The organism is Serinicoccus chungangensis (genome assembly GCF_006337125.1).
Lineage (GTDB): Bacteria > Actinomycetota > Actinomycetes > Actinomycetales > Dermatophilaceae > Ornithinicoccus > Ornithinicoccus chungangensis.
Map to the genome: position 1 here is coordinate 2,584,713 of NZ_CP040887.1, position 23,124 is coordinate 2,607,836.

At 76.0% G+C, this 23,124-nt stretch carries 17 protein-coding genes; 7 read left to right on the plus strand and 10 right to left on the minus strand.

Translation table 11 applies throughout. The features are described from left to right. Positions 1-77: 77 nt before the first annotated feature. From FHD63_RS11870 to FHD63_RS11885, 4 genes are all read right to left on the minus strand, one after another. On the minus strand, positions 78-1,373 hold the full coding sequence (locus FHD63_RS11870) for a geranylgeranyl reductase family protein (protein ID WP_139722221.1): 1,296 nt from the start codon (positions 1,371-1,373) through the stop codon (positions 78-80). 137 nt (positions 1,374-1,510) lie between these two features. After that, entirely contained in the window at positions 1,511-2,230 is a 720-nt protein-coding gene (locus tag FHD63_RS11875; protein WP_139722222.1) for an exonuclease domain-containing protein, read from the minus strand. Beyond that, positions 2,230-4,080 (minus strand): DUF294 nucleotidyltransferase-like domain-containing protein, encoded by a 1,851-nt coding sequence (locus tag FHD63_RS11880; RefSeq protein WP_139722223.1) that lies wholly within the window; start codon positions 4,078-4,080, stop codon positions 2,230-2,232. Before FHD63_RS11880 ends, FHD63_RS11875 begins: the two co-directional genes overlap by 1 nt. Before the next feature lie 13 nt (positions 4,081-4,093). Further along, positions 4,094-4,864: a demethylmenaquinone methyltransferase gene (locus FHD63_RS11885; protein ID WP_238705646.1), complete on the minus strand. Its 771-nt coding sequence runs from the start codon at positions 4,862-4,864 to the stop codon at positions 4,094-4,096. 38 nt (positions 4,865-4,902) lie between these two features. Between FHD63_RS11885 and FHD63_RS11890 the strand changes: the two genes are divergently transcribed. After that, complete coding sequence (locus FHD63_RS11890; RefSeq protein ID WP_238705647.1) at positions 4,903-6,243, plus strand: isochorismate synthase; 1,341 nt, start codon at positions 4,903-4,905, stop codon at positions 6,241-6,243. A 222-nt stretch (positions 6,244-6,465) separates the two neighbouring features. On the opposite strand, the gene FHD63_RS11895 is transcribed toward FHD63_RS11890, so the two are convergent. Together FHD63_RS11895 and FHD63_RS11900 are read right to left on the minus strand one after the other, a co-directional pair. Next, on the minus strand, positions 6,466-6,966 hold the full coding sequence (locus FHD63_RS11895; protein ID WP_139722224.1) for a GNAT family N-acetyltransferase: 501 nt from the start codon (positions 6,964-6,966) through the stop codon (positions 6,466-6,468). After that, the gene (locus FHD63_RS11900; protein WP_139722225.1) at positions 6,966-8,288 is read right to left on the minus strand and encodes an MFS transporter; all 1,323 of its coding nucleotides are present in this window, start codon (positions 8,286-8,288) and stop codon (positions 6,966-6,968) included. Before FHD63_RS11900 ends, FHD63_RS11895 begins: the two co-directional genes overlap by 1 nt. A 71-nt stretch (positions 8,289-8,359) precedes the next feature. Here FHD63_RS11900 and FHD63_RS11905 point away from each other — a divergent pair, with 71 nt between their 5' ends. Next, positions 8,360-9,673, plus strand: coding sequence for a GNAT family N-acetyltransferase (locus tag FHD63_RS11905; RefSeq protein WP_158296769.1), 1,314 nt, complete (start codon positions 8,360-8,362; stop codon positions 9,671-9,673). A gap of 82 nt (positions 9,674-9,755) precedes the next feature. Here the strand turns inward: FHD63_RS11905 and menD are convergent, their stop codons facing one another. After that, on the minus strand, positions 9,756-11,492 hold the full coding sequence (gene menD, locus FHD63_RS11910) for a 2-succinyl-5-enolpyruvyl-6-hydroxy-3-cyclohexene-1-carboxylic-acid synthase (RefSeq protein WP_139722227.1): 1,737 nt from the start codon (positions 11,490-11,492) through the stop codon (positions 9,756-9,758). A 78-nt stretch (positions 11,493-11,570) separates the two neighbouring features. Here menD and FHD63_RS11915 point away from each other — a divergent pair, with 78 nt between their 5' ends. The 3 genes from FHD63_RS11915 to FHD63_RS11925 all read left to right on the plus strand — a co-directional run bounded on the left by FHD63_RS11915 (position 11,571) and on the right by FHD63_RS11925 (position 17,458). Beyond that, the gene (locus FHD63_RS11915; RefSeq protein WP_139722228.1) at positions 11,571-13,070 is read left to right on the plus strand and encodes a gluconokinase; all 1,500 of its coding nucleotides are present in this window, start codon (positions 11,571-11,573) and stop codon (positions 13,068-13,070) included. 609 nt (positions 13,071-13,679) lie between these two features. Beyond that, positions 13,680-15,320 (plus strand): helicase-associated domain-containing protein, encoded by a 1,641-nt coding sequence (locus FHD63_RS11920; RefSeq protein WP_139722229.1) that lies wholly within the window; start codon positions 13,680-13,682, stop codon positions 15,318-15,320. Further along, positions 15,317-17,458, plus strand: coding sequence for an acyltransferase family protein (locus tag FHD63_RS11925; RefSeq protein WP_158296770.1), 2,142 nt, complete (start codon positions 15,317-15,319; stop codon positions 17,456-17,458). The genes FHD63_RS11920 and FHD63_RS11925 overlap by 4 nt, the downstream gene beginning before the upstream one ends. A 30-nt stretch (positions 17,459-17,488) precedes the next feature. Here the strand turns inward: FHD63_RS11925 and FHD63_RS11930 are convergent, their stop codons facing one another. The 3 genes from FHD63_RS11930 to FHD63_RS11940 all read right to left on the minus strand — a co-directional run bounded on the left by FHD63_RS11930 (position 17,489) and on the right by FHD63_RS11940 (position 20,529). Next, positions 17,489-19,471: a M13 family metallopeptidase gene (locus FHD63_RS11930; protein WP_139722231.1), complete on the minus strand. Its 1,983-nt coding sequence runs from the start codon at positions 19,469-19,471 to the stop codon at positions 17,489-17,491. A 129-nt stretch (positions 19,472-19,600) separates the two neighbouring features. After that, complete coding sequence (locus FHD63_RS11935; RefSeq protein WP_139722232.1) at positions 19,601-19,897, minus strand: hypothetical protein; 297 nt, start codon at positions 19,895-19,897, stop codon at positions 19,601-19,603. Positions 19,898-20,064: 167 nt separating this feature from the next. Continuing rightward, positions 20,065-20,529 (minus strand): NUDIX domain-containing protein, encoded by a 465-nt coding sequence (locus tag FHD63_RS11940; RefSeq protein WP_139722233.1) that lies wholly within the window; start codon positions 20,527-20,529, stop codon positions 20,065-20,067. 93 nt (positions 20,530-20,622) lie between these two features. On the opposite strand from FHD63_RS11940, the gene FHD63_RS11945 reads away from it, so the two are divergent. Both FHD63_RS11945 and FHD63_RS11950 read left to right on the plus strand, forming a co-directional pair. After that, positions 20,623-21,513, plus strand: coding sequence for an ABC transporter ATP-binding protein (locus FHD63_RS11945; RefSeq protein ID WP_139722234.1), 891 nt, complete (start codon positions 20,623-20,625; stop codon positions 21,511-21,513). Next, a complete protein-coding gene (locus FHD63_RS11950) occupies positions 21,510-23,105 on the plus strand; it encodes an ABC transporter permease (RefSeq protein WP_139722235.1) in 1,596 nt (531 codons plus the stop codon). Before FHD63_RS11945 ends, FHD63_RS11950 begins: the two co-directional genes overlap by 4 nt. Positions 23,106-23,124: the final 19 nt, after the last annotated feature.

Sequence of the window (23,124 nt, forward strand, 5' to 3'; positions counted from 1 at the left end):
GCACTCCTTTCGAGAGATGCCCGGCGTCGGGCTCGCCAGGGTCGCGCGCGTTCCAATCCTAGGGGTGGACGTGGCCGTCATGCCGCAGGGGTCATCCGGCTCAGCGCGTTGATCACCCGGTCGTCCATCCCGCCGCCGCGCTCTTGCGGCAGGTTGGCCATGATCTTGAGCAGCAGGCGCATGAGGGAGCGCCGCGGCAGACCGTACCTCACCGCCAGGCGCATGACCTCCGGCTTGCCGATGAGCGTGGCGAAGTGGCGGCCCAGGGTGTAGTAGCCACCCAGCGAGGCCTTCATCGCCGCGGTGTAGGACTGCAGCACCACCTCGGTCTCCCCCGGGGTGGGCCGCGCCAGCGCGGAGGCGATGACCTCCGCGGCGTGCCGGCCGGACTCCATCGCCTCGGCGATGCCCTCGCCGTTGAACGGGTTGACCATCCCCCCGGCGTCGCCGACGAGCAGCAGGCCCCGGTCGTAGAGCGGCTGCCGGTTGAAGCACATCGGCAGGGCCGCCCCCCGGATCGGCCCCTGCTGCGTCTCCTCGGAGAACGTCCAGTCCTGCGGCATCGTCGCGATCCAGCGCCGCATGACGTCGCGGTAGTCGAAGGTCCCGAACGCCTCCGCGGTGTCCAGGATGCCCAGCCCGACGTTGGCGGTGCCGTCCCCGACGGGGAAGATCCAGCCGTAGCCGGGCATGAGGACGTCGTCGCGGCCCTGCTCGTCCTTCGTCCAGAGCTCCAGCCAGGACTCGAGGTAGGGGTCGGCGTGCCGCGGGGTCTCGAAGTAGGCGCGCACCGCGACCCCCATGGGCCGGTCGTCGCGCTTGGGTCGGTCCATGGCCAGCGAGAGCCGGCTGGAGTTGCCGTCGGCCGCCACGACCACCCGGGAGCGGAACTCGCGGCGCTCGCCGGTGGGGCGCCCGTCCGGGCCCATGACCTTCGCCTTCACGCCGCAGATGTGGCCGCGTGCGTCCAGCACCGGCTCCTGCACGTTGATGCCCTCGAGCAGGCGCGCGCCGCGGGTCACGGCGTGCCGGGCGAGGATCTCGTCGAGGTCGTGGCGGGTCCGGACCAGCCCGAAGCCCGGGAACGTCTCGTTGGCCGGCCAGTCCAGCTCCAGCCGCATCCCCCCGCCGAGGATGCGCAGACCGCGGGTGCGGTGCCACCCGTCGGCCTCGTCGATCGGCACCCCCAGGCTGATGAGCTCGCGCACGGCGCGCGGCGTCAGACCGTCGCCGCAGATCTTGTCGCGGGGGAACGTGGACTTCTCCAGGAGGAGGACGTCGAGGCCGTGCGCCGACAGGTATGCCGCGGCGCTCGCCCCTCCTGGACCGGCTCCGACGACGATCACGTCGGCGGTCTCGACCTGCTCATTCACGCTGTGACGCCTCGCTTGTGACAACCTTCACGAACGTCTCGAAGTCTAGGCCCGCACTCCAGGCAGATCGGCCCAGGGGGGCCTGAGAGCCAATACGTCACACGACCTGCGCCAAATCCGCCGCGCGGCCCTCGGCGTCACCGCGTCAGGACGTCCGCGAGCCGCAGCGGGCGACCGTACTGCTCCGCCAGCTCGGCGGACTGGGCGAGGAAGAGCTCGGCGCAGGCGAGCGCGTCGGTGAGCGCCGAGTGGGCGCGGTAGCGGGGCAGCCGGTAGTGCCTGCGGCAGGCGTCCAGCCGCAGCCGCCCGGAGGCCAGCTCCGGGGTGGGGACGCGCAGCATCCGCTGCGCCAGCGTCAGCGTGTCGACCACCTGGAGCGGGACGTCGGTGCCGTAGAGGCGGCGGCAGGCCGCGGCGAGGAAGTCCGTCTCGATCTGGGCGAAGTGGGCCAGCAGCACCCGGCGCACGGGGCGGGCGTCCTCACCGTCCTGGGCGGACCCGGTCCGCAGCGCCTCCAGCACCCTCGGGAGCACCTGGGCGAGGTCGGGGACGTGCGCGAGCCGGTCGTCGGTCAGGCCGTGGTGGACCGCGGACTCCCCCACGGGTCCCTGCGGCCGGACGAGCTCGTGCCGGGCGTGGGCCAGCAGGATCCGGCCCTGCGCCACGGGGACGTGGCCGACGGAGAGGACCTCGTGCCGGCGCGGGTCGAGCCCGGTGGTCTCGAGGTCCAGCGCCAGCAGGCGGACCTGGTCCAGCGGGGTGGCGGGGTCGACGGCGGACGCGGCCGCGAGGTCGGCCAGCGGGGTGCCGGGCCCGGGGCGGGGGCGGCGGCCCGGGAGCAGCTCGCGCAGACCCATCAGCCCACCTGCGGCGACCGGGAGGACAGGCCCTGCTGCGCGGACCGGACGACGGCGAAGGCGTCGCGCAGGTGCCGACGGTCCAGGCTCCCCAGCCGGCGCGGGTCGAGGTGGTTGTCCGGCACCTCGCCCGCGGCCACCCGCGCCGCCTGGTGGCGCAGCCGGAGGTAGGACAGCAGCTCCAGGGCGTCCGTGAGGTCCGTGGCCGACTCCTTCGGGAGGATCCCGGCCTCCCGGGCCGCCGCCAGCCTCGCCCCGCTGCCCAGCGCCGTGGAGCCGGCCCGCAGGGCGTGGATCCGGGCCATCTGCACGACGGCGGCGATGCCCCGCTTGAGGTCGAGGGTGTCCCGGTGCTCGCCGGCGTCCTCCAGCACGAGGCCGCGGAAGAAGCCGATGGGCGGCCGCATGCGGGCGGACTGGGCGGTGAGGTGGGCGAGCAGGAGGTCGGAACGTCCGCCGAGCGGCACGACCTCCGACCGCAGCCCCACCACGAGGTCCGCGTCGCCGTGCACGGCCCGCATGTCGTAGAAGATGGCGGCCCGCAGGACGGCCTCCGGCGCGGGCTCCTCGCCCCACCGGGCGAACTGCGAGCGCCAGCCGCTCACCCGCTGCCGCCACCTCGGGTCGGTCGCCATGGTGCCCCCCGGGCACCGTGGCAGGCCGCAGGCCTCCAGCCCCGCGGTCACCCGCTCGGCCATCGCGGCCCACCAGGGGTCGGCCGGGTCGGCGTCGTCGGCGAGCACGAGCGCGTGGTCCTGGTCGCTCGCCAGCCCCTGCTCCTCGCGGGCGACCGACCCCAGGGCGGCCCAGGCGTAGCGCCCGGGGGCTGGACCGAGCTGGGTCTCGGCCAGCACCACGAGGCGCCGGGTCACCGCGTCGGTCAGGGCCGCGAGGACCCGGCCGACGTCTGCGGCGCTGGCGTCCTCGCGCACCAGCTGGCCCACGACGGCGGGGATCCGGGCCGCCTGCTCGACCACCCCCGCGACGTCCTCCTGCCGCTGGACGTCGGCGACGACGTAGACCGGGTTGGAGCGTTCCAGACGGACGAGGTCGGTGGTGGTGACGAGCCCCAGGACGCGTCCGTCCTCCACGACGGGCAGGTGGTGGATGTTGCGTCCGGTCATCTCCAGCATGGCCTCGAGCGCCAGGGCCCGGGCGGGCAGCGTCACCGGGTCCGGCGTCATCACCTCGCCGACCGGCCGGTCCGGCGGGACCCCGGCGGCGAGCACCCGGCGGCGCAGGTCGCGGTCGGTGACGATGCCGACCAGCGACCCGCCCTCCATGACCAGGAGCGAGGAGACCCCCGCCGCGGTCATGACCCGGGCCCCCTCGGCGACCGTGGCCGAAGGCGCGACGGACACCGGCTGCGGCGCGCGCAGCAGGTCGCGCACCGACGTCTTGAGCACCGCCGAGCCGCGCGCAGGGGTCTGCAGCTGCGCGATCGCCGCGGTGATCCGGCCGTGGTGCGTGGCGGCGAAGTGGACGGCCACGGCGGGGTGCTCCGCCGCCAGGGCGTCGAAGTCCGCCTGCGGCAGCTCGAGCAGCAGCGTGTCCTCCCGGGCCGTCGCGGCATACCGTGCCGGGACGTGCTCGACCAGGGCGGACATGCCGAACCCGCCGCCGGCCCCCACCCGGTCGACGAGGTGCCCCTCGTCGGTGATGTCCACGGCCCCGGACCGCACGAGGTAGAGCCGGTCGCCGTGGTCGCCGGGGCGCAGCACCACGGTGCCGCGCCGCGCGTAGCTCACGGTGCACCGCGCGGGGAGGCGGTCGAGGACGTCGGCAGGGAGGGCGTCGAAGGGCGGGTGCTCGGCCAGGAAGTCCCGGATCTCGGCGAGCTCGACGTCCACGGTCGTGCCTCTCCTAGACCCCGTCGCCCGGGACGCCGTCGGTCCCCTCCGCCGGCGCGGGCGCCGCCGCCCCGCGGCCCGCGCCTCCCGGCGCGACGGCGTGGTGGAGGGCGACGACGCCCCCGGTGAGGTTGCGCCAGCGCACCTGCTCCCAGCCGGCGGCGCGGACCTGCTCGGCCAGCTCGCGCTGCGCCGGCCAGGCGCGGATGGACTCGGCGAGGTAGACGTAGGACTCGGGGTTGGAGCTCACCCGTCGGGCGACCTGCGGCAGCGCGCGCATGAGGTAGTTGCGGTAGACGGTCGAGAAGACGGGCACGACGGGGCGGCTGAACTCGCAGACCACCAGGCGCCCGCCCGGCCGCGTGACCCGGCCGAACTCGCGCAGGGCCACGCCCACGTCGGCGACGTTGCGCAGGCCGAAGCTCACCGTCACCACGTCGAAGGAGTCGTCGGCGAAGGGCAGCCGCATCGCGTCCGCGGCGGTGAAGGGCAGGTCGGGGCGGCGGCGGTAGCCCTCGGCGAGCATGCCGTGGGAGAAGTCGGCGGGGACCACCTGGACCCCGCGGTCGGCGTAAGGCTCGCTGGAGGTCCCGGTGCCCGCGGCGATGTCGAGCACCCGCTCCCCCGGGGCCGCGTCGACGGCGCGGGTCACCGCCCGGCGCCACAGGTGGTCGATGCCCCCGGTGAGCACGGTGTTGGTGAGGTCGTAGCGCCGGGCCACCGCGTCGAACATCCTCGCCACCTCGTGCGGCTGCTTGTCCAGGTCGGCTCGCGTCGGGCTCATGACGGGCATTCTCCCACCACCTCCTACGATGGTCGGCTGTGGCTGTGACCCGTCCCGTGCCCCGACTGCGCGCCCGCACCCTCGCGGTGGACGCGCCCGGCGACCTGCTCACCCGCATCCCGGACGAGATCGACCCCAGCGACGTCGTGGCCTGGCTGCGGGAGGGCGACGGCCTCGTGGGCTGGGGCCGGGTCGCCGGGGTGCGCACGGGCGGCGCGGACCGGTTCGTCGAGGCCGAGCGGTGGTGGACCGCCGTGCAGGAGCACGCCGAGGTCGAGGACGGCGTGCGGCTGCCGGGCACCGGCCTCGTGACCTTCGGGTCGTTCACCTTCTCCCCCGACTCGGCCGACGCCAGCGTGCTCACCATCCCCCGGGTCGTCATCGGCCGGCGGGACGGCCTCGCGTGGGTGACGCAGGTGGTGGTGGACGACGAGCCGTGGCCGACGGCGCACCCGGCCGAGCTGCTCGGGCGCACCAACGCCGACATCGAGGTGCTCGACCCGCTGGTGGAGTCCTCGGGCGCGGTCCCCGCCGACGGGTGGCCGGGGGTCGTGGAGCAGGCCGTGGGGCGGATCGGCCGCGGCGAGGTCGAGAAGGTCGTGCTGGCGCGGGACGTGCACGTGCGGCACCGCGACGGGCACGTGGTGCGGCTGGCCCCGGTCCTCGAGCGGCTGGAGAAGCGGTATGCCGCGACCTGGACCTTCGCCGTCGAGGGGCTGGTGGGCGCCACGCCGGAGATGCTCGTGCGGCTGCAGGGCGGCCGGGCGCGCTCCCGGGTGCTGGCGGGGACGATCCGCCGGCCCAACGGCATACCGGTGCGCCGGGTCGGGGACGCCCTGGCCGCCGCGCCCGACCCGGAGCACCCGGTGGACCCGCGGCTGCGGCTGGTGAGCAGCGAGAAGGACCTCGACGAGCACGCCTTCGCCGTGCGCTCCGTGGCCGAGGCGCTGGCCCCGCACTGCGCGGAGCTCGTGGTGCCGGAGGCGCCCTACGTGCTGGAGCTGCCGGACGTCTACCACCTCGCGAGCGACCTCACCGGGACCATGCGCAGCGGAGCCACCTCGCTGCGGCTGGCCGCGGCGCTGCACCCGTCCGCGGCGGTCTGCGGCACCCCCACCGACCCGGCCGCGCGGCTCATCGCCGAGCTCGAGGGCATGGACCGGGGGCGCTACGCCGGGCCGGTGGGCTGGATGGACGCCTCCGGCGACGGGGACTGGGGCATCGCGCTGCGCTGCGGGGAGCTCGCCGAGGACCGGCACTCCATGCGGCTCTTCGCCGGCGGCGGGATCGTCGCCGCCTCGGACCCGCAGGCCGAGCTGGCCGAGACGGAGGTCAAGCTCACCGCCATGCGCCACGCCCTCGGGCTCGGCGGGACCTGACCGGCACGGTGGGTCCCGGCGGGCGTCGTCCGTCAGCCGCCCGGTCAGCTCTCGGCCGTCAGGTCAGCTGACGGCCCCCTCGACCCGGCGGGCGTCGTCCGTCAGCCGCCCGGTCAGCTCTCGGCCGCCAGGTCAGCTGACAGCCCCCTCGACGCGGCCGAAGGATGACGTGGCGGAGGAGGGCTGACGTGGCGGCCGGAGGACGGCCCGCGGAGGAGGGCCTCAGCCGTCGATCCAGTAGCGGCGCCGGGGCACGCCGCCGCCGGGCGGCACCCGGACGTCCTCCAGGACGCCCCCGCAGCTCTCGATGGTGGCCGCCGAGGCCGCGTTGGCGTCGTCGCAGGTGACCAGCACCCGCTCGACGCCGAGGCCGCGGAGGCGCTCGACCGACTGCCGCAGGATCTCGGTGGCGTGACCGCGCCGGCGGAACGGCGGGGCCACGGCGTAGCCCACGTGTCCGCCGACCTCGCGCAGGAAGGGGGTCAGCTCGTGCCGGATCGACACCCGCCCCACGGGTACGCCGTCGGCCTCGGCCACGAGGAAGTCCGCCCGCACCCGGTCGGCCGGCAGGTCCCGCCCGTCCGCCTCCCGCCGGACCTGCGCGAGGATCTCGCTCCACGTGCCCTGCGCCAGGAGGAAGGTGAAGTCCTCGGCGGCGAGCTGCTCGTGCATCGCGCGCAGCGCGGCCTCGTCGTGCAGGGTCGGCGGTCGCAGGGTGAGCATCACCCCACCATGGCGGCCCCTGCACGGTCCCGGCCACCGCTTTTCTCCCGCATGACCGGGGAGAGCACGAGCAGGAGGACGAGGAAGCCGACGACGATGAAGAGCGCCCGGTCCAGACCCGCGACCTCGGCCAGCAGCCCGATGGTCGGCGCGCCGAAGAGGAAGGCGCCGTAGGCGATGGTCGAGACGACGGTGATCGCCCGGTTGCCGCGTCCGGGCACCTCGCCGGCGGCCGAGATCGCCGCGGGGAAGATCGTCGCGACGCCCAGCCCCCACAGCAGGCCACCGGCCAGGGCCAGCCCCAGCGACGAGCTGAGGGTGACCACGAGGATGGCGGCCGCGGCGAGCGCCCCGCCGGCGCGCACCACCGCGGCCCGGCCGAAGCGCTCGATCGCCGGGCCGCCCAGCAGCCGCCCGATCATCATCGTGAGGTTGAAGGCCGTGAGCGTCAGGGCGCCGAAGGCCGCCGGGGCCCCGTGCACGTCGACCAGCAGCAGCGCCAACCAGTCGTTGGCCGACCCCTCGGCCAGCGCGCCCGCCAGGCAGATGAGCCCGATGAGGAGCTCCGCGGAGGTGACGCCGCGCCGCGCGGGGCGCTGCGGCGCCTGCTCGTCGTGCTCGTCGTGCCCCGTCGCCGTGGCGCCCGCCGGGGCCCCGTGCTCCGCGGCCACCGCGGGCGCCGTGGCCCCCGCCGGCACGCCGTCCTCCGCGCGCGCCGGCACCCCGTCCTCCGCTCTCGCGGTCGCGGCGCCGGGCTCCTCCGGGGGCGCCTCGGGCACGAAGCGGCTGGCCCCCCACACCCCGGCGACGGCGCCCACCACGGCCAGCACGGGCAGCTGGGCGAGCCCGATGCCGAGCCAGGCCGCGAGCGCGCCGGAGCCGGCGCCCAGCACCGCGCCGCCGGAGAAGGCCGCGTGGAAGAAGGGCATGAGCGAGCGGGAGCGAGCCTGCTCCACGTGGGTGCCCTGGATGTTCATGCCGACGTCCCAGATGCCGACGTTGGTGCCGGTGAGGACGAGCACGGCCAGGAGCACCGGCACCGAAGGCACGACCGCCACGGCCGACCACCCCAGGCACCCGAGGGCCACCGCGACGGTGACCACCCGCCGGCTGCCGAAGCGGTCCACCAGCCACCCGGTGAAGGGCATCGCCAGCAGGGAGCCGAGCCCCATCCCCATGAGCGCCAGGCCCAGCGCGCCGGTGTCGGCGCCCAGGTGGTCGCGCACGGCGGGCACCCGCGCGAGGGCCTGGCCCATGACGAAACCGGAGCTGGCGAAGACCACCAGCACCGCCAGCACCGAGCCGCGCACGTCGCGCCCCACGGGCCACTCCTTGTCCTCGACGTCCTGGAAAATCCCCCGACCCAGCAGCGTAGTTGGTCCAGACTGGGCCGGTGACCACCTCGCTGCCCGCCCCCGTCGACCTCACGCCCGATGACCTGCCGCGCATCCGGGACCTCGTGGAGACCGTCTGGTTCTCCGTCGTCCCGGGCAAGACGCTCCAGCACCTCGAGGAGGAGATCGACCTGCGGCACGCCCGCGGGATCGAGCGACCGGACGGCCCGCTGCCCGGCGAGCCGGCCTCCGCGGCGCCGCTGCTCGGGCTCTACAGCGCCTTCGACCTGGGGCTCACGGTCCCGGCGGCCGCCGGCGGCCTGACCCGCGTGCCGATGGACGGGCTGACCATGGTGAGCGTGCACCCGGACGCGCGCCGGCGGGGTGTCCTGCGCCGGATGATGACCGACCACCTGCACCGGGTGCACGAGCGCGGAGACGCCGCCCTCGCGGGGCTGCACGCGTCCGAGCCGGCGATCTACGGGCGCTTCGGCTACGGCCACGCGAGTGCCGACGCCAAGCTGACGCTCGGGCGCGGGACGACGCTCACCGCCCCGCCGGCGCTCACGGCCCGGGCCGACGAGATCCGCACCCACGTCACCGACCTCGACGGCGAGGAGGCGCTCGCCGTGGTCCACCGGACCCACCTGGCCTGCGCCCGGGTGACCCTCGGCGCGGTCACCCGGCCGGAGTCCACGGAGCAGTCGTGGTTCGCCTTCCGGGACCACCCCAAGGCCAGGGCCGGCAAGGAGCCGAACCGGGTGATGTTCGCCCGGCGGGGCGAGGAGCTGACCGGGTATGCCGTCTTCCGCCGGGAGAGCAGGTGGGACGACGGCCAGCCCGCGGGCGAGGTGAGCGTCGCCGAGCTTACGGCCGCCGACGACGCGTCCCTGCTCGCCCTCGCCCGTCGGCTGGTCGACATGGACCTCACCGGACGCACCGTCTTCTGGTCCCGGCCCACGGACGACCCGCTGGCCTGGTGGGCGGGCGGGCCCCGCTCGGCCGGCATGCGGGTCTTCGACGCCCTCTGGCTGCGGCTGGTGGACGTGCCGCGGGCGCTGGGCGACCGGGGCTACGCCGCGGGCGCGCCGCTGGACCTCGTCGTCCAGGTCGAGGACGACGTCTGCCCGTGGAACGCCGGGCGGTGGCGGCTGCAGGTCGACGGCGACGGGGCCGCGCAGGTGGGGACCACCGACGCCGAGCCGGACCTGGTGGCGCCCGTGGCGGCGCTGGGGGCGGCCTACCTCGGCGGGCGGACGCTGCTCGCCCAGGTGGCCACCCTCGGCGTCCAGGAGCTCACCCCGGGAGCGGTGGCCGGCCTGTCGCGGGCGATGCGGGCCGACCGCGAGCCGGTGCCGGCCATCGGGTTCTAGCCCGCACCACGGTGGTGCAGGAACGGTGCTGCACCCTGGTCGCCAGGACGACCGGTGTGCAGCACCGTTCCGGCACCGGGGATCAGCGCAGGGCGTCGCGCACGCGTCGGTGGCTCGCCCGGTCGACCGGCACCTCCAGCACCCGCAGACCCTCGGACCGCCCCGCCAGGCTCTCCCGCAACGCCGCCAGGGTGGCCAGCCGCTCGTGCCGGACGCCGTGGGCGGCGCAGAGGGCGGCCAGGTCGGTGCCGTGCGGGGTGCCGAACACCCGCTCGGCCGCGGCCGCGGCGCCGGGGTCGTCGAGGCGGGCGGGGTCGCCGTACTCCAGCGTCGAGAAGATCCCGCCCCCGTCGTCGTTGACCACGACGACGGTGAGGTCGGGGCGCGGCTCTCCGGGCCCGATGAGCAGGCCGCCCGCGTCGTGCAGGAAGGTCAGGTCACCCATGAGGGCGACGACGCGGGGTAGGCCCTCCGGTGCCTCGTCACCCTGCACGGCGAGCGCCACGCCCACCGCGGCGGACACCGTGCCGTCGATGCCGGCCAGACCTCGCTGGGCGACCACCCGCGCCGCGGCGGCGGTGCCGTGCAGCGACAGGGCCAGGTCGCGCGGCACGGTCGAGGAGCCGAGCACGAGCACGTCGTCCTCCCCCAGGGCCTCGGCCACCACCCCGGCGACGCCGACCCCGGTCGGCTCCGCACCGGCGGCCGCGGCCACCGTCGCCGACCGCTGCGCACCCGCCGCGGTCCAGGCGTGGACCCACCCGGAGGCCTCGGGGTGCCGCGGCGGCGCGGTCACCAGCGCGCCGGGGCCGTGGACCCGGCTCACCACGTGGGAGGGGTCGGTCCAGCGCTCCTGCGCCGAGACGTGCTCGACGAGCACCCCGGGGAGCCGCAGCAGCGCACCGAGCTCGCGGAAGAGCGTCAGGCGCCCCACGACGACCACGCGGTCCGGCACCAGCTCCGTGAGCTCCCCGCGGGCGACGGCGGAGGCGACGAGCGGGCCGTGCGGCACCACGCCGGGCCCGGTCGGGAGCCGGCCGAAGGGCTCGGCCAGGACCGGCCAGCCCGCCTCCTGCGCCCAGGAGAGGGCCCGGTCGGCCAGCGCGGGGTCGGGCAGGTCGCCGAGCAGCACGAGCGTCCGCCGGCCCGGCCCGATCGGGGCGGCCACGGGCCCCGGGGCCGGTGCCACGGCGACCCAGGGGGCCCCGCCGGCCCGCCCGGCGAGCACGTCGTCGGCGGTGTCCGGCTGCCCGGGCCCGGGCGCGAGGGGGTCGCGGAAGGACACGTTGAGGTGGACGGGCCCGGGGCCGGCGCCGCGGAGGGGTCCGGCGTCGCCCGCGGCGGCCAGCGCGCGGCATACCGTCGAGCGCCAGTGCGCGCCCGCGGCCCGGGTCACCCCCTCGGGGGCCGGCAGGTCGACCTCCCACCGCACCGACCCGGCGAAGACGCCGGGCTGGACCGTCGTCTGGTTGGCCCCGGTGCCGCGCAGCTCGGACGGACGGTCGGCGGACAGCACGACGAGGGGTATGCCGCTGTGCGCGGCCTCGAGCACCGCCGGGTGGAGGTGGGCGACCGCGGTCCCCGAGGTGGTGACGACCGGCACGGGTGCACCGCCGCCGCGCGCCAGCCCCAGCGCGAGGAAGCTGGCGCTGCGCTCGTCGATGCGGACGTGCAGGCGCAGGCGGCCCGCGCGGTCCGCCTCCTCCAGGGCGTAGGCGAGCGGCGCGGAGCGCGACCCGGGGGCCAGCACGGCCTCGCGCACCCCGCCGCGCACCAGCTCGTCGACGAGGACGGCGGCCAGGGCGGTCGAGGGGTGCACGCCCCCGATGGTCGCACGGAGGCCGGGCCGGTCGACCGATGCCCGCTATGCGCGCCGTTCCGCCTAGAGTGGGCGCTCATGGCCTCGAACTTCGACATCGAGCTGAAGGACGCCGTCGCGCCGCTGGTCCTGGCGATCGACGTCGGCTCCTCCGCCAGCAGGGGCATGGTCTACGACGCCCACGGGCGTCCGGTGGGCAAGCGGGCCAAGGTCTCGCACGCCTTCACCACGGCCGCGGACGGCACCTCGGAGATCGACCCCGACCAGCTGGTGGACGAGGTCCGCACCATCATCGGCGAGCTGCTCGGCGCCCTCGACGGGCACGAGGTCGCCGGTGTCGCCCTCGACACCTTCGCCTCCTCGCTGGTCGTCGTCGACGCGGACGGGGCGCCGCTCACCCCCTGCTTCACCTACGCCGACGGGCGGTGCTCCGCCCAGGTGCAGGAGCTGCGCGAGGAGCTCTCGGAGGAGAACCTCCAGCAGCGCACCGGCACCCGGGTGCACTCCAGCTACTGGCCGGCCCGGCTGCGCTGGCTCGCCGCCGAGCGGCCCAAGGTGATGAAGAAGGCGGCCACCTTCCTCTCCCTCGGCGACTACCTCCTGATGGGCCTCATCGGCACCGTCGCCACCGGCACCTCGACGGCGTCGTGGACCGGTCTCGTGGACCGGCACACCGCGCAGTGGTACCCCGAGCTGGTCGAGATCTGCGGCATCGACGCCGACCGCCTGCCGCCCATCCACCACCTCGACGAGCCGGTCGAGGTGGCCGACACCCACGTCGACCGGATCGCCGCCGACTGGCCCGGTCTGGTGGGTGCCCGCTGGTACGCCCCGATCACCGACGGCCTCGCGGCCAACGTCGGCCTCGGCGCGCACGACGAGACCGCCATCGCCGCCTCCTGCGCCACCTCGGGGGCGCTGCGGGTGCTGGTGCGGGAGATGCCGGAGACGCTGCCGCCCGGGCTGTGGTGCTACCGCGTCTCGCACGACCGGTCCCTCCTCGGCGGCGCGCTCAACGACGTGGGTCGCGCGCTCGCCTGGGCGGACGTCACCCTGGCCGTCGACCAGGTCGGTCCCGAGGCGCTCTCCGCGGCGCTCACCGCCGAGCCGCACCCCACGACGCCGATCGTCCTGCCCTTCTTCACCGGCGAGCGCAGCACCGGGTGGGCCTCGGACGCCCGCGCCGTCCTGGCCGGGGTGACGGCGGCCTCCGCACCGGCGGAGGTCTACCGCGGGGTGGTCGAGGGGATCGCCCTGTCCTACGCGCGGATCGCCAGCCAGCTGCGGGAGGTCGCCCCCCAGCCGGAGAAGCTCTACGCCGGCGGCTCGGTCGCCTCGGACCGCCCCGAGCTCATGCAGATCATGGCCGACGCGATGCGCACCCCGGTGACCCCGGTGACGATCAAGCGCTCGACCCTGCACGGCACGGCGCTGCTCGCGCTGGAGAGCCTGGCACCGGACGTGCGGAGGGCCCGGCCGGTCCGCGGTGCGACCCTCTCCCCCGACTACCAGCGTCGGCCGTACTACACCGACCGGTTCCGCCGGTTCCAGCAGGTCTACGAGGCCCTCTTTGACTGAGCCGCCCGCCCGTTCGCTCGCCGACGACCTGCGGGGCCGGACCGACGACGAGCTCACCCGGCTGCTGCAGGCCCGGCCCGACCTGGCGCGACCCGCCCCGGCCGACGTGACCGCCCTCACCGGGCGCGCCACCACCCGCGCCAGCGTGCAGCGGGCGCTGGAGGGCCTCGACCTCGCGCACCTGCAGGCGCTGGAGGCCATGATCGTGGCGTCGCCGGCCTCGGTCGACGCCGTCGCGGCGCTGCTCGGCGCGCACGAGGCGCGGGCGACCGAGCTCGTCGACGACCTGCACGCGCTGGCCCTGTGCTGGCGCTCCCCGGAGGGTATGCGGCCCGCCCGGGCCGTGGCGGACGTCGTCGGCGTCCCCGGTGGGCTGGGTCCGGCAGGGGCCGGGGTGCCCGCGGGTGCGTCGCTGGAGGCCGCGCTCGCCGGGCTGCAGCCGCGCCACCGCAGCCTGCTCGAGGCGCTGACCTGGGGCCCGGCCCGCGGGGCGGTGGCGGCGGTGCCCGAGGAGGGTGACGCCTCGCCGGTGTCGCTGGCCGCGCAGGAGCTGGTCGAGGCGGGGCTGCTGCAGCGCGAGGACGAGGGCCACGTCCTGCTCCCCCGCAGGTGGCGCTCGCCCTGCGGGGCGGCCGGCTGCACCGCCACCCGGCCGTCGAGGCGCCGGCCGTGGAGCACACCACGGTGGACCAGGACGTCGTGGACGCCGCGGCGGGTGGCCGCGCCGCCGAGCTCGTCGTGCTCGTCACCGAGGTGGTCGAGGAGTGGGGGGCCCGCCCGCCGCGGGTGCTGCGCTCGGGCGGTCTGGCGGTGCGCGACCTCGGCCGGCTGTCCGCCCACCTGGAGACCGGCACCGAGGAGGTCGCCTGGCTGCTGGAGACGGTGCACGCCGCCGGCCTGGTCGCGGTCGACGACGGGCGGCGGCAGGCCGGTGGCGAGGAGTCTTCCGTGTGGGCGCCGACGGCGCTGGCCGACGCCTGGCTGGAGGAGCCCGCCGGCGCGCGCTGGGCCACGCTCGCGCAGGCCTGGTGGACCACCTCGGCGGCGCCCGGGCTCGTCGGGACCACCGACGGCGGACGCGTCAACGTGCTGTCGACCGCGACGTCATACCCCCTGGCGCGGCAACGCCGGCACGACACCCTGCGCGCCCTCGCGAGTCTGCCGCCGGGCGCGGTCGGCGCGCCGGAGCCGCTGGCCGAGCTGCTGCGCTGGCGGCACCCGCTGCGCTCGGCGCGGTCCACCGGCGACCACGGGGTCGGCCCGGGCACGGCGCTGCGCGAGGCCGAGTGGGCGGGCCTGACCGGTCGCGGTGCCCTGTCGACCCCGGGACGCGCCGTCGTGGCCGGTGACCCCGCGGCCGACCTCATGGAGCCCCTGGTGCCCCCGGCGGTGGACCACGTGCTGCTGCAGGCCGACCTCACCGCCATCGCGCCCGGCCGTCTCGACGGCCCCGCCCGCACCCTGCTGCGCCTCGTGAGCGACGTCGAGTCCCGCGGGGGCGCGACGGTGCACCGCTTCGGCGAGCAGAGCGTGCGCCGCGCCCTCGACCTCGGCTGGACGGCGGACCGGGTGCTCGAGGAGCTGGCCGCCGTGTCGCGGACCGGGGTCCCGCAGCCGCTGGACTACCTCGTGCGCGACGTCGCCCGCCGCCACGGCGTGGCCCGGGTCGGGGCGTGCGCGGCCTACCTGCGCTGCGACGACGCCGCCCTCCTGGACCGCATCGAGCACGACCGCGCCCTGGGGATGCTGCAGTGGCGGCGGGTCGCCCCGACCGTGCTCGTCTCACCCGTCCCGGCCCCGACGGTGATGGACCTGCTGCGCGAGGAGCAGTACGGCCCGGTCGCGGACGGCGCCGACGCCGGCCTCGCGCTCGCGGTGCAGCGCCACCGGGCCCCCCGCACCACCACGCCGGCCGTGCGGGTGAGCGGGGTCGACGAGACCGTCGCCCGGCAGGTCGTCGGGGTGGTGCGCCGCGGCGACGCGTCCGCCGCAGCCGCCGGCGGCGGTGACGGCGACGCGGGGACGGACGCCAGCACGGACCCGGTCGTCGTGAGCGCGACGGTGCGGGAGGCCGCGGTGGACGGCCAGGCCCTGTGGATCGGGTATGCCGACGACGCCGGCGGCGTCGCCACCCACCTGGTGCGACCGCTGGCGGTCGAGGGCGGCCGGCTGCGCGCGAGCGTGGGCGACGCCGACGTCACCCGCACCTTCCTGCTGCACCGGATCACGAGGGTGAGCCCGGCGCAGTGAGCCCGAGCCGCACCGACACCCGCACGGACCGCCGTGGCGAGGCCGCTCCCCCGAGCCCGTCGCGGGAGGCGACGTCTCCGGGCGAGGGCAGCGGCGCCACCGCGCACCCCTCGCTGACCGCCCGCTACCGCCGCGAGCTGCACGGCCTGCGCGGGCTGGCGATCGCCCTGGTCGTCGTCTTCCACGTCTTCGGCGACGGCCGCGTGTCCGGCGGCATCGACGTCTTCCTCGCGATCTCCGGCTTCCTCTTCACCGGCATGCTCGCGCGCGAGGCGGTGCGCACCGGCGGCCGGGTGGACCTCGGGCGCTACCTGGGGCGGATCCTGCGTCGCCTGCTCCCCACGGCCGTGCTCGTGCTGGCCGCGACCTGGCTGGCCGGCCGGCTGCTCCTGCCGGAGACCCGCTGGGTGCAGCTGGGACGCGAGGTCCGGGCGAGCCTGACCTACGTCGAGAACTGGGAGCTCATCGCCTCCCAGCTGGGCTACGGCGCGGCGGGCGCCTCGACCAGCCCGCTGCAGCACTTCTGGTCGATGTCGGTCCAGGGGCAGTTCTACCTCCTGTGGCCGGTGGTCGTGGTGCTGGGCGTCCTCCTGGCGCGGGGGCTGCGGGTCGGGCCGCGAGCGGTGCTGCTGGCCGTCGTCGGCGCGGTGGGCGTCGGGTCGTTCGGGTATGCCGCGTGGCTGCACCACGCTGACCAGCAGGTGGCCTACCTGCACACCGGCGCCCGCCTGTGGGAGCCGGCGCTGGGCGGGGTGGTGGCGCTGCTGGCGCTCGACGCCCGGTTGCCGCGCGCCCTGCGGCTGCTGCTGGGGTGGGCCGGGGTCGGCCTGGTCGCCAGCTCGGGACTGGTCCTCGACGGCGGGGCGCTCTTCCCGGGCCCGGCGGCCCTGTGGCCGGTGGGAGGCTTCGCGCTGGTCATGGCGGCGGGGACGACGGGCAGCCGGTGGGGAGCCGACCGCTGGCTGTCCGGGCGGCTGCTGGGCTGGGTGGGCGACATCGCCTACCCGCTCTTCCTGTGGCACTGGCCGGTCGTCGTCTACACCCTCGTGGTGACCGGGAAGGAGCGTCTCGACCTCGCCGACGGAGCGCTGGTCATCGCCGCGTCGCTGCTGCTGGCGCAGCTGACGCACACCCTCGTGGAGGGCCCGGTCACCGCCTCGCCGATGCGCCGGCCGTGGCTCGTCGTCGGGGTCGGCGCCCTGGTCGTGGCCGTGGGGGCGGGTCTGGTCGGCGGCTGGACGGCCACCCTGGTGCGCGAGCGGGAGGTGGCGCTGGCGCAGGCGGCGCAGGACTCGCCCGACCACCCCGGGGCGGCCGCCCTCCACGAGCCCGGCTTCGGCAACACCGGCGCCACCCCGGTCCCGGCGCTCGCCGCGGCGCCGCAGGACAACGCCGACGTCTACGGCCAGGGGTGCATCCAGGGCCACGAGGACACGGCGGCCGCGTCGGAGGTGCTGGTGTGCCCCGGCACCGACCCGGGCGCCGAGCACACGGTGGTGGTGACCGGCGGCTCGCACGTCGTCCAGTTCGTGCCCGCCCTGGAGGTGGCGGCCGAGCAGCAGGGGTGGAACCTCGTCGTGGTGAGCCGCTCCGGCTGCCACCTCACGACCAACACCGGCGGCTACCCGGAGCGCACCGACGCCGTCCCGACGGACAGCTGCGTCGCCTGGAACACCGGCTTCCTGGAGACCGTCGAGGAGCTCGACCCGGACGCGGTCGTGACCCTCGGGACGACCACCCAGCCCGGGTCCGAGCAGGTGTCGCGCGGCTTCGTCGAGGTGTGGCGCGAGCTCGGCCGGCGCGGGATCGACGTCATCGGGCTGCGCGACACGGCGCGGATGCCGCAGGACGTCCCCGACTGCCTCGCCGAGCACCCGGACGAGCCGCAGGCCTGCGCCATGCCGCGCGACCCGGCATACCGTGACACCGCGCCCTACCTCGGTCGGGACGACCTGCCGGCCAACATCTCCTTCGTCGACGTGGTGGACCAGATCTGCACGGAGCGGACGTGCCCGGCGGTCGCGGGCGACGTCGTGGTCTACAGCGACCACAGCCACGTCACCGCGACCTACATGCGCACCCTCGCCCCGGCCCTGGACGCGCGGCTGCGCGAGGCGGCACCCCGGCTCTACCGCTGAGCCGGGCGCGGCCCGGCACCCGGAGGGCGGCTAGAAGATCCGCACCCGGTCCTCGGGGGCCAGCCAGAGCGCGTCGCCCTCCTGGGTCCCGAAGGCCGCGTGGAAGGCGTCGACGTTGCGCACGGTGTTGGCCCGCAGGTCGGCCGGGGCGTGCGGGTCGATGGAGAGCAGCCGCCGGGCCTCCTCCTCCCGGGCGACCGTCCGCCACACCGAGCCCCACCCGAGGAAGAAGCGCTGGTCGCCGGTCCAGCCGTCCAGCTCGGGGGCCGAGCCCTCGGTGGCGATGGTGTAGGCCAGGTGCGCCAGCTCGAGCCCGCACAGGTCGCCGATGTTCTCGCCGACCGTGAGACCGCCGTTGACCGTCGCGGTCCCGCCCGGGAGGTCCCGCGGGGAGAGGGTGTCGAACTGCTCGACGAGCTGCTGGCTGCGGGCGTCGAAGGCCTCGCGGTCGGCCTCGGTCCACCAGTCGGTGAGCGAGCCGTCCCCGGCATACCTGCTGCCCTGGTCGTCGAAGCCGTGACCGATCTCGTGGGCGATGACCGCCCCGATGCCGCCGTAGTTGGCGGCGTCGTCGGCGTCGACGTCGAAGAACGGCGGCTGCAGGATGGCGGCGGGGAAGACGATCTCGTTGAGCATCGGGTGGTAGTAGGCGTTGACGGTCTGCGGCGTCATGAGCCACTCGTCGTGGTCGATCGGCCCGCCGACCTTGGCCAGCTCGCGGTCGGTCTCGAAGGCGGCGCCCCGGCGGACGTTGCCGACGAGGTCGCCGGGGTCCAGCGCGTAGGCCGTGTAGTCGCGGAAGGTGTCCGGGTGGCCGATCTTGGGGCGGAAGCTCGCGAGCTTCTCCACGGCGCGCTCCCGGGTCTGCGGGCCCATCCACTCCAGCTCGCCGATGCGGCGGCGGAAGGCCTCGGTGACGTGGGCGACGAGCTCGGTCATGCGCTCGCGGGCGGCCGGGGGGAAGTGCGCCTCGACGTAGAGCTGCCCGGCGGCCTCGCCCAGCAGCGCCTCGACGATGCCCACGCCGCGCTTCCACCGCTCCTTGTTGGCGGGGGTGCCGGACAGGGCCCGGCCGTGGAAGTCGAAGTGCGCCGCGACGAGGTCGTCGGTGAGGTAGGGGGCGAGCGCGTCGAGCAGCCGGACCACGAGCCAGGCCTGCCAGTCGGCGAGCGGCACCTGCGTCAGCGTCTCCCCCAGCGCGGCGAGCACGTCGGGCTGGCGGGCGACGACGGCGTCCAGCGCACCCGCGGGGGCGCCCAGGCCGTCGGCGAAGGCGTCCCAGTCCATCCCGGGGGTGCGCTCGGCGAGCTCGCCGCGGGTGAGCCGGGTGTAGCTCTTCACCGCGTCACGGGCGGCGACCCGGTCCCAGTGGGCGGCGGCCAGCCGCTCCTCCAGGGCGTAGACGCGGTCGACGGCGTCGCCGCCGAGGATCTCCTCCAGGCCCGTCCCGGCCAGCGCGGGAGCGGCGAGCTCCAGGAGCCGGGCGAGGTAGGTGCGGTAGGCCTCGCGCACCGACGCGTGCTCCTCCGCGGTGTAGTACGCCTCGTCGGGCAGACCGATCCCGCCCTGGTGGAGGTAGGCGATGTAGCTCTCCGGGTCCCCCGCGTCGGCGGTCACCCAGAGGTGCGTGAGGCCGTCGACGCCCTCGCGCTGCAGCTGCGCGGACAGCCGGACGAAGGCGCTGACGTCCTCGACCTGCGCGATCCGCTGCAGCGGGTCGGTCAGGGGGGTCAGGCCGACGCGCTCGACCTGGTCGGTGTCCATGAAGCTCGCGTAGAGCGCCCCCACCTTGCCCGCCGGGGTGTCCAGCTCGGGCTGCGCCTGGGCCGCCTGCTCGATGAGCTCGCGCACGGACGTCTCGGCGTTCTCCCGCAGCAGGTCGAACGCGCCGTAGCGCGAGCGGTCCTCCGGGATCGTCGCCGACGCGAGCCAGCCCCCGTTGACGTGGCCGAACAGATCGTCCTGGGGGCGGACGTCGGCGTTCATCCCTGCGCGGTCGATGCCTGACTTCATGGGGTCACGGTATGCGGTACGTCCGCCGATGGCGCACCCACCAGGGTTACCGCCGCGTCACCAGCGCGTCGCACCAGGTCGGGTGGGCGGGGTGGCCGGCGACACGCCCGTCCCCGGCGGCTCAGGTGTTCACGTGCGCGGCTGAGCCGGTCGCGCCCGGGCGCGCCGCGGGACCCACGGCCGCCACACCGCGAGCGCCATGACCGTCCAGAGGCAGGCCATGACGAGGTAGACACCGAGCAGGTCATCCCCCCACGCCCGTCCACGTGACCAGCCGAGGAGGACGGTGACCCAGGCGAGCACGGCGACGACCGGCGTGAGCCGACGCATGAGGCGCGGCACGACGTACGTCTCCCTCCCGGCCGCCTCCCGGCGCAGGTCCCCGGCCGATCCTGGGCGCCACCGCCCGTCCTCGCCCACCGGCATACCCACCAGTATGCCGCTCGGGTCATCTCCCCGCCTCTGCGTCGGCCCCGGCGCTCACGGGCGCGCTGCAGCCGACGACACGCCCGTCCCCGGCGGCTCAGGTGTTCACGTGCGCGGCTGAGCCGGTCCCGCCCGGGCGCGCCGCGGCACACCTCGCAGGTATGCCCTCAGAGCAGGTCGCCGAGCGCGTCCGGCACGAGGCGGGGCAGGTCGGTGCCGGTGGCCGGCCGCCACACCCCGAGGTCGGTGGGTGCGTCGAGCACCGGGTGCGGCCCGGGCCCGTGCATCGCGTCGTCGAGGAAGCGGGCCTCGTGCAGGACGACCCACTCGTGGCCCGGCCGGCCGTTGAAGACGAAGATGTTCTCCAGCACGGCGACCCGGTCGCCCACCTCGATCTCGGTGTCGAACTCCTCGCGGAACTCGCGGCGCAGCGCCTGCTGGGCGGTCTCGCCGAACTCGATGCCGCCCCCGGCCGGCCGGTGCAGGCTCTCACCGCGCGCCGGGTCGAGGTACTCGGTGACGAAGACGGCCCCCGAGGAGGGGTGCCGGATGAGCGCGAGGGCGAGCACCCGGATGTGCGCCGGCGGGAGGTACTCGCTCGCGCTGGCCCCGCCCTCGGTCACGATGTCCACCGGCCCACTCTAGGGCCGGCGGCCCCGCCGGCGCCGGGGACGGACCGTCCTGGACCTCCCGCGGGGCCCGGTTGCAGGAGTAGCGTCCGGAGCATGAACGCCATCGAGCTCCAGGAGGTGACCAAGCGGTTCGGTCGCACCACCGCCCTCGACGGGCTGTCGATGCAGGTGGCGATGGGTGAGGTGCACGGCTTCCTCGGGCCGAACGGCTCCGGCAAGTCGACGACCATCCGGGTGCTCCTCGGGCTGCTGCGGGCCGACTCCGGCACCGCCCGGCTCCTGGGCGGCGACCCCTGGGCGGACGCCCCCGCGCTGCACCGCCGGCTCGCCTACGTCCCCGGCGACGTGGCCCTGTGGCCCAACCTCACCGGCGGGGAGGTCATCGACCTGCTGGGACGGCTGCGCGGCGGCACCGACCCGGCGCGGAGGGCGGCCCTGCTCGAGCGCTTCGACCTCGACCCGACGAAGAAGGGCTCCACCTACTCCAAGGGCAACCGCCAGAAGGTCGCGCTCGTCGCGGCCCTGGCCTCGGACGTCGAGCTGCTGCTCCTGGACGAGCCGACCAGCGGGCTCGACCCGCTCATGGAGGCGCAGTTCCGCGCGGTGATCGCCGACGAGCGCGGGCGCGGCCGCACCGTGCTGCTCTCCAGCCACATCCTCTCCGAGGTGGAGCACCTCTGCGACCGGGTCTCGATCATCCGCTCCGGGACGGTCGTCGAGTCCGGCACCCTCGCCGAGCTGCGCCACCTCACCCGCACGCTGGTGGTCGCCGAGCTCGCCGCCCCGGTGCCGGAGGGGCTGGCCACGGCTCCCGGCGTGCACGACGCCGAGCTGGACGGCCACCGCATCACCTGCCAGGTCGACGACACCGAGCTCGGCCAGGTCATGTCCCGCCTCTCCGCGCTCGGCATCCGGTCCATCACCTCCACCCCGCCGACGCTCGAGGAGCTCTTCCTGCGCCACTACGACGAGTCCGGGCGATGACCGGACTGGGCTCCCTGGTGCGGCTCGCGCTGCGGCGCAACCGCTGGTTCTACCTCGCCTGGGTGCTCGCGCTCACCGCGGTCGTGCCGCTCACGGCCGCGGCCTACGAGCAGATCGTCGACCCCGGCAACGCCGACCTCCTCATCGCGACGATGACCAACAACCCGACGATGCGGGCGATGCTCGGGCCGCCGGTCGACCTCACCAGCGCCGGCGGCTTCACGGTATGGCGGGTGGGCACCTTCGCCGCCGCGATGGCCGGGATCATGGCGGTGCTCGGGGTGGTCCGCTCCACCCGTGCGGAGGAGGAGGACGGGCGGACCGAGCTGCTGCGCTCGGGCGCGACCGGCCGGCACGCCCCGCTGGCGGCCGGGGTGCTCGTCGCGCTCCTCGCCTGCGCGGTGCTCGGTCTGGCGGTGGCCGCCTCCATGTCGGCGGTCGGCGAGCCGGTCCCCGGGTCGGTGGCCTTCGGTGCGGGGCTGACCCTGGTCGGCGCGACCTTCGTCGGCGTCGGGGCGGTCGCCGCGCAGCTCACCGCCTCGGCACGCACCGCCAAGGGGCTGGGCCTGTGGACCCTCGCCGCGGCCTACACCCTGCGCGCGGTGGCCGACGGGTCCACCGACGAGGGGGTGCGTGAGCTGGCGTGGGGGTCGCCGGTGCAGTGGATGGCGCTGACGCGGCCGTATGCCGACGAGCGCTGGTGGGTGCTCGCGCTCCCGGCGGTGACGGCGATGGTGCTCCTGGCGCTGGCCGTGGCCCTGGAGACGCGGCGCGACCACGGGGCCGGGCTCTGGGCCGCGCGGCGGGGTCGCCCGGAGGCGGTGGCGTCGCTGGCCACCCCCGGCGCGCTGGTGCGGCGGCTGCAGCGCGGCCAGGTGGTCGGCTGGACCGTCGGGCTGCTCCTCTTCGCGCTGGCGATGGGGTCCCTGTCGACGGCCTTCGACGACATGCTCGAGCAGGTGCCCCAGCTGCGCCTGATCTTCCAGCGGATGGGCGGCGGGGCCGAGCAGCTCGTCGACGCGTTCTTCGTGGCCATGCTGTCGATCGTCGCGGTCCTGGCGGCGGTCGTCGCGGTCCAGCTCTTCTCCCGTCTCTCCGCCGAGGAGGAGCGCGGCCACGCCGAGCTGCTGCTGTCGACCGGGACCACCCGGACACGGCTGCTCGGGGCATACCTGCTCGTCGCGGGGCTCGCACCGGCGCTGCTCCTGGTCGCGGTCGGCGCGGTCATGGCCCTCAACCAGGCCCGCACCACCGGCGACTGGGGCGTCGTGGCGCAGGTGGCCGGCGCCGGGGCGGCCCTCGCGCCGGGCGGTCTGCTGGTGCTCGGCATCGCCGTGCTGCTGCACGGGTGGGCGCCGAGGCTGGCGTGGCTCAGCTGGGTGGTCATCGCGTGGAGCCTCGCCATGGTCTGGGTCGGGGCGGCGCTGGACCTGCCGGAGTGGCTGACGGAGCTGACCCCGTGGTCGCCGCTGCCGCAGCTGCCGGTGGAGGACATGGACTGGCCCGTCGTCCTGGGCATGGCCGGGCTGGCCGCGCTGCTGCTCGCCCTCGGTGCCGTGGGCTACCGCCGCCGCGACATCACCGGCACCTGAGGGTGGCGGCGGGCCGGCC

Coding starts and splice junctions, on each gene's coding strand:
- FHD63_RS11875 (WP_139722222.1), bottom strand. CDS start 2,230: ATGGGTCTGCGCGAGCTGCTCCCGGGCCGCCGCCCCCGCCCCGGGCCC.
- FHD63_RS11885 (WP_238705646.1), bottom strand. CDS start 4,864: ATGAGCCCGACGCGAGCCGACCTGGACAAGCAGCCGCACGAGGTGGCG.
- FHD63_RS11895 (WP_139722224.1), bottom strand. CDS start 6,966: ATGCTCACCCTGCGACCGCCGACCCTGCACGACGAGGCCGCGCTGCGC.
- FHD63_RS11915 (WP_139722228.1), top strand. CDS start 11,571: ATGGCCTCGAACTTCGACATCGAGCTGAAGGACGCCGTCGCGCCGCTG.
- FHD63_RS11930 (WP_139722231.1), bottom strand. CDS start 19,471: ATGAAGTCAGGCATCGACCGCGCAGGGATGAACGCCGACGTCCGCCCC.
- FHD63_RS11935 (WP_139722232.1), bottom strand. CDS start 19,897: ATGCCGGTGGGCGAGGACGGGCGGTGGCGCCCAGGATCGGCCGGGGAC.
- FHD63_RS11945 (WP_139722234.1), top strand. CDS start 20,623: ATGAACGCCATCGAGCTCCAGGAGGTGACCAAGCGGTTCGGTCGCACC.
- FHD63_RS11950 (WP_139722235.1), top strand. CDS start 21,510: ATGACCGGACTGGGCTCCCTGGTGCGGCTCGCGCTGCGGCGCAACCGC.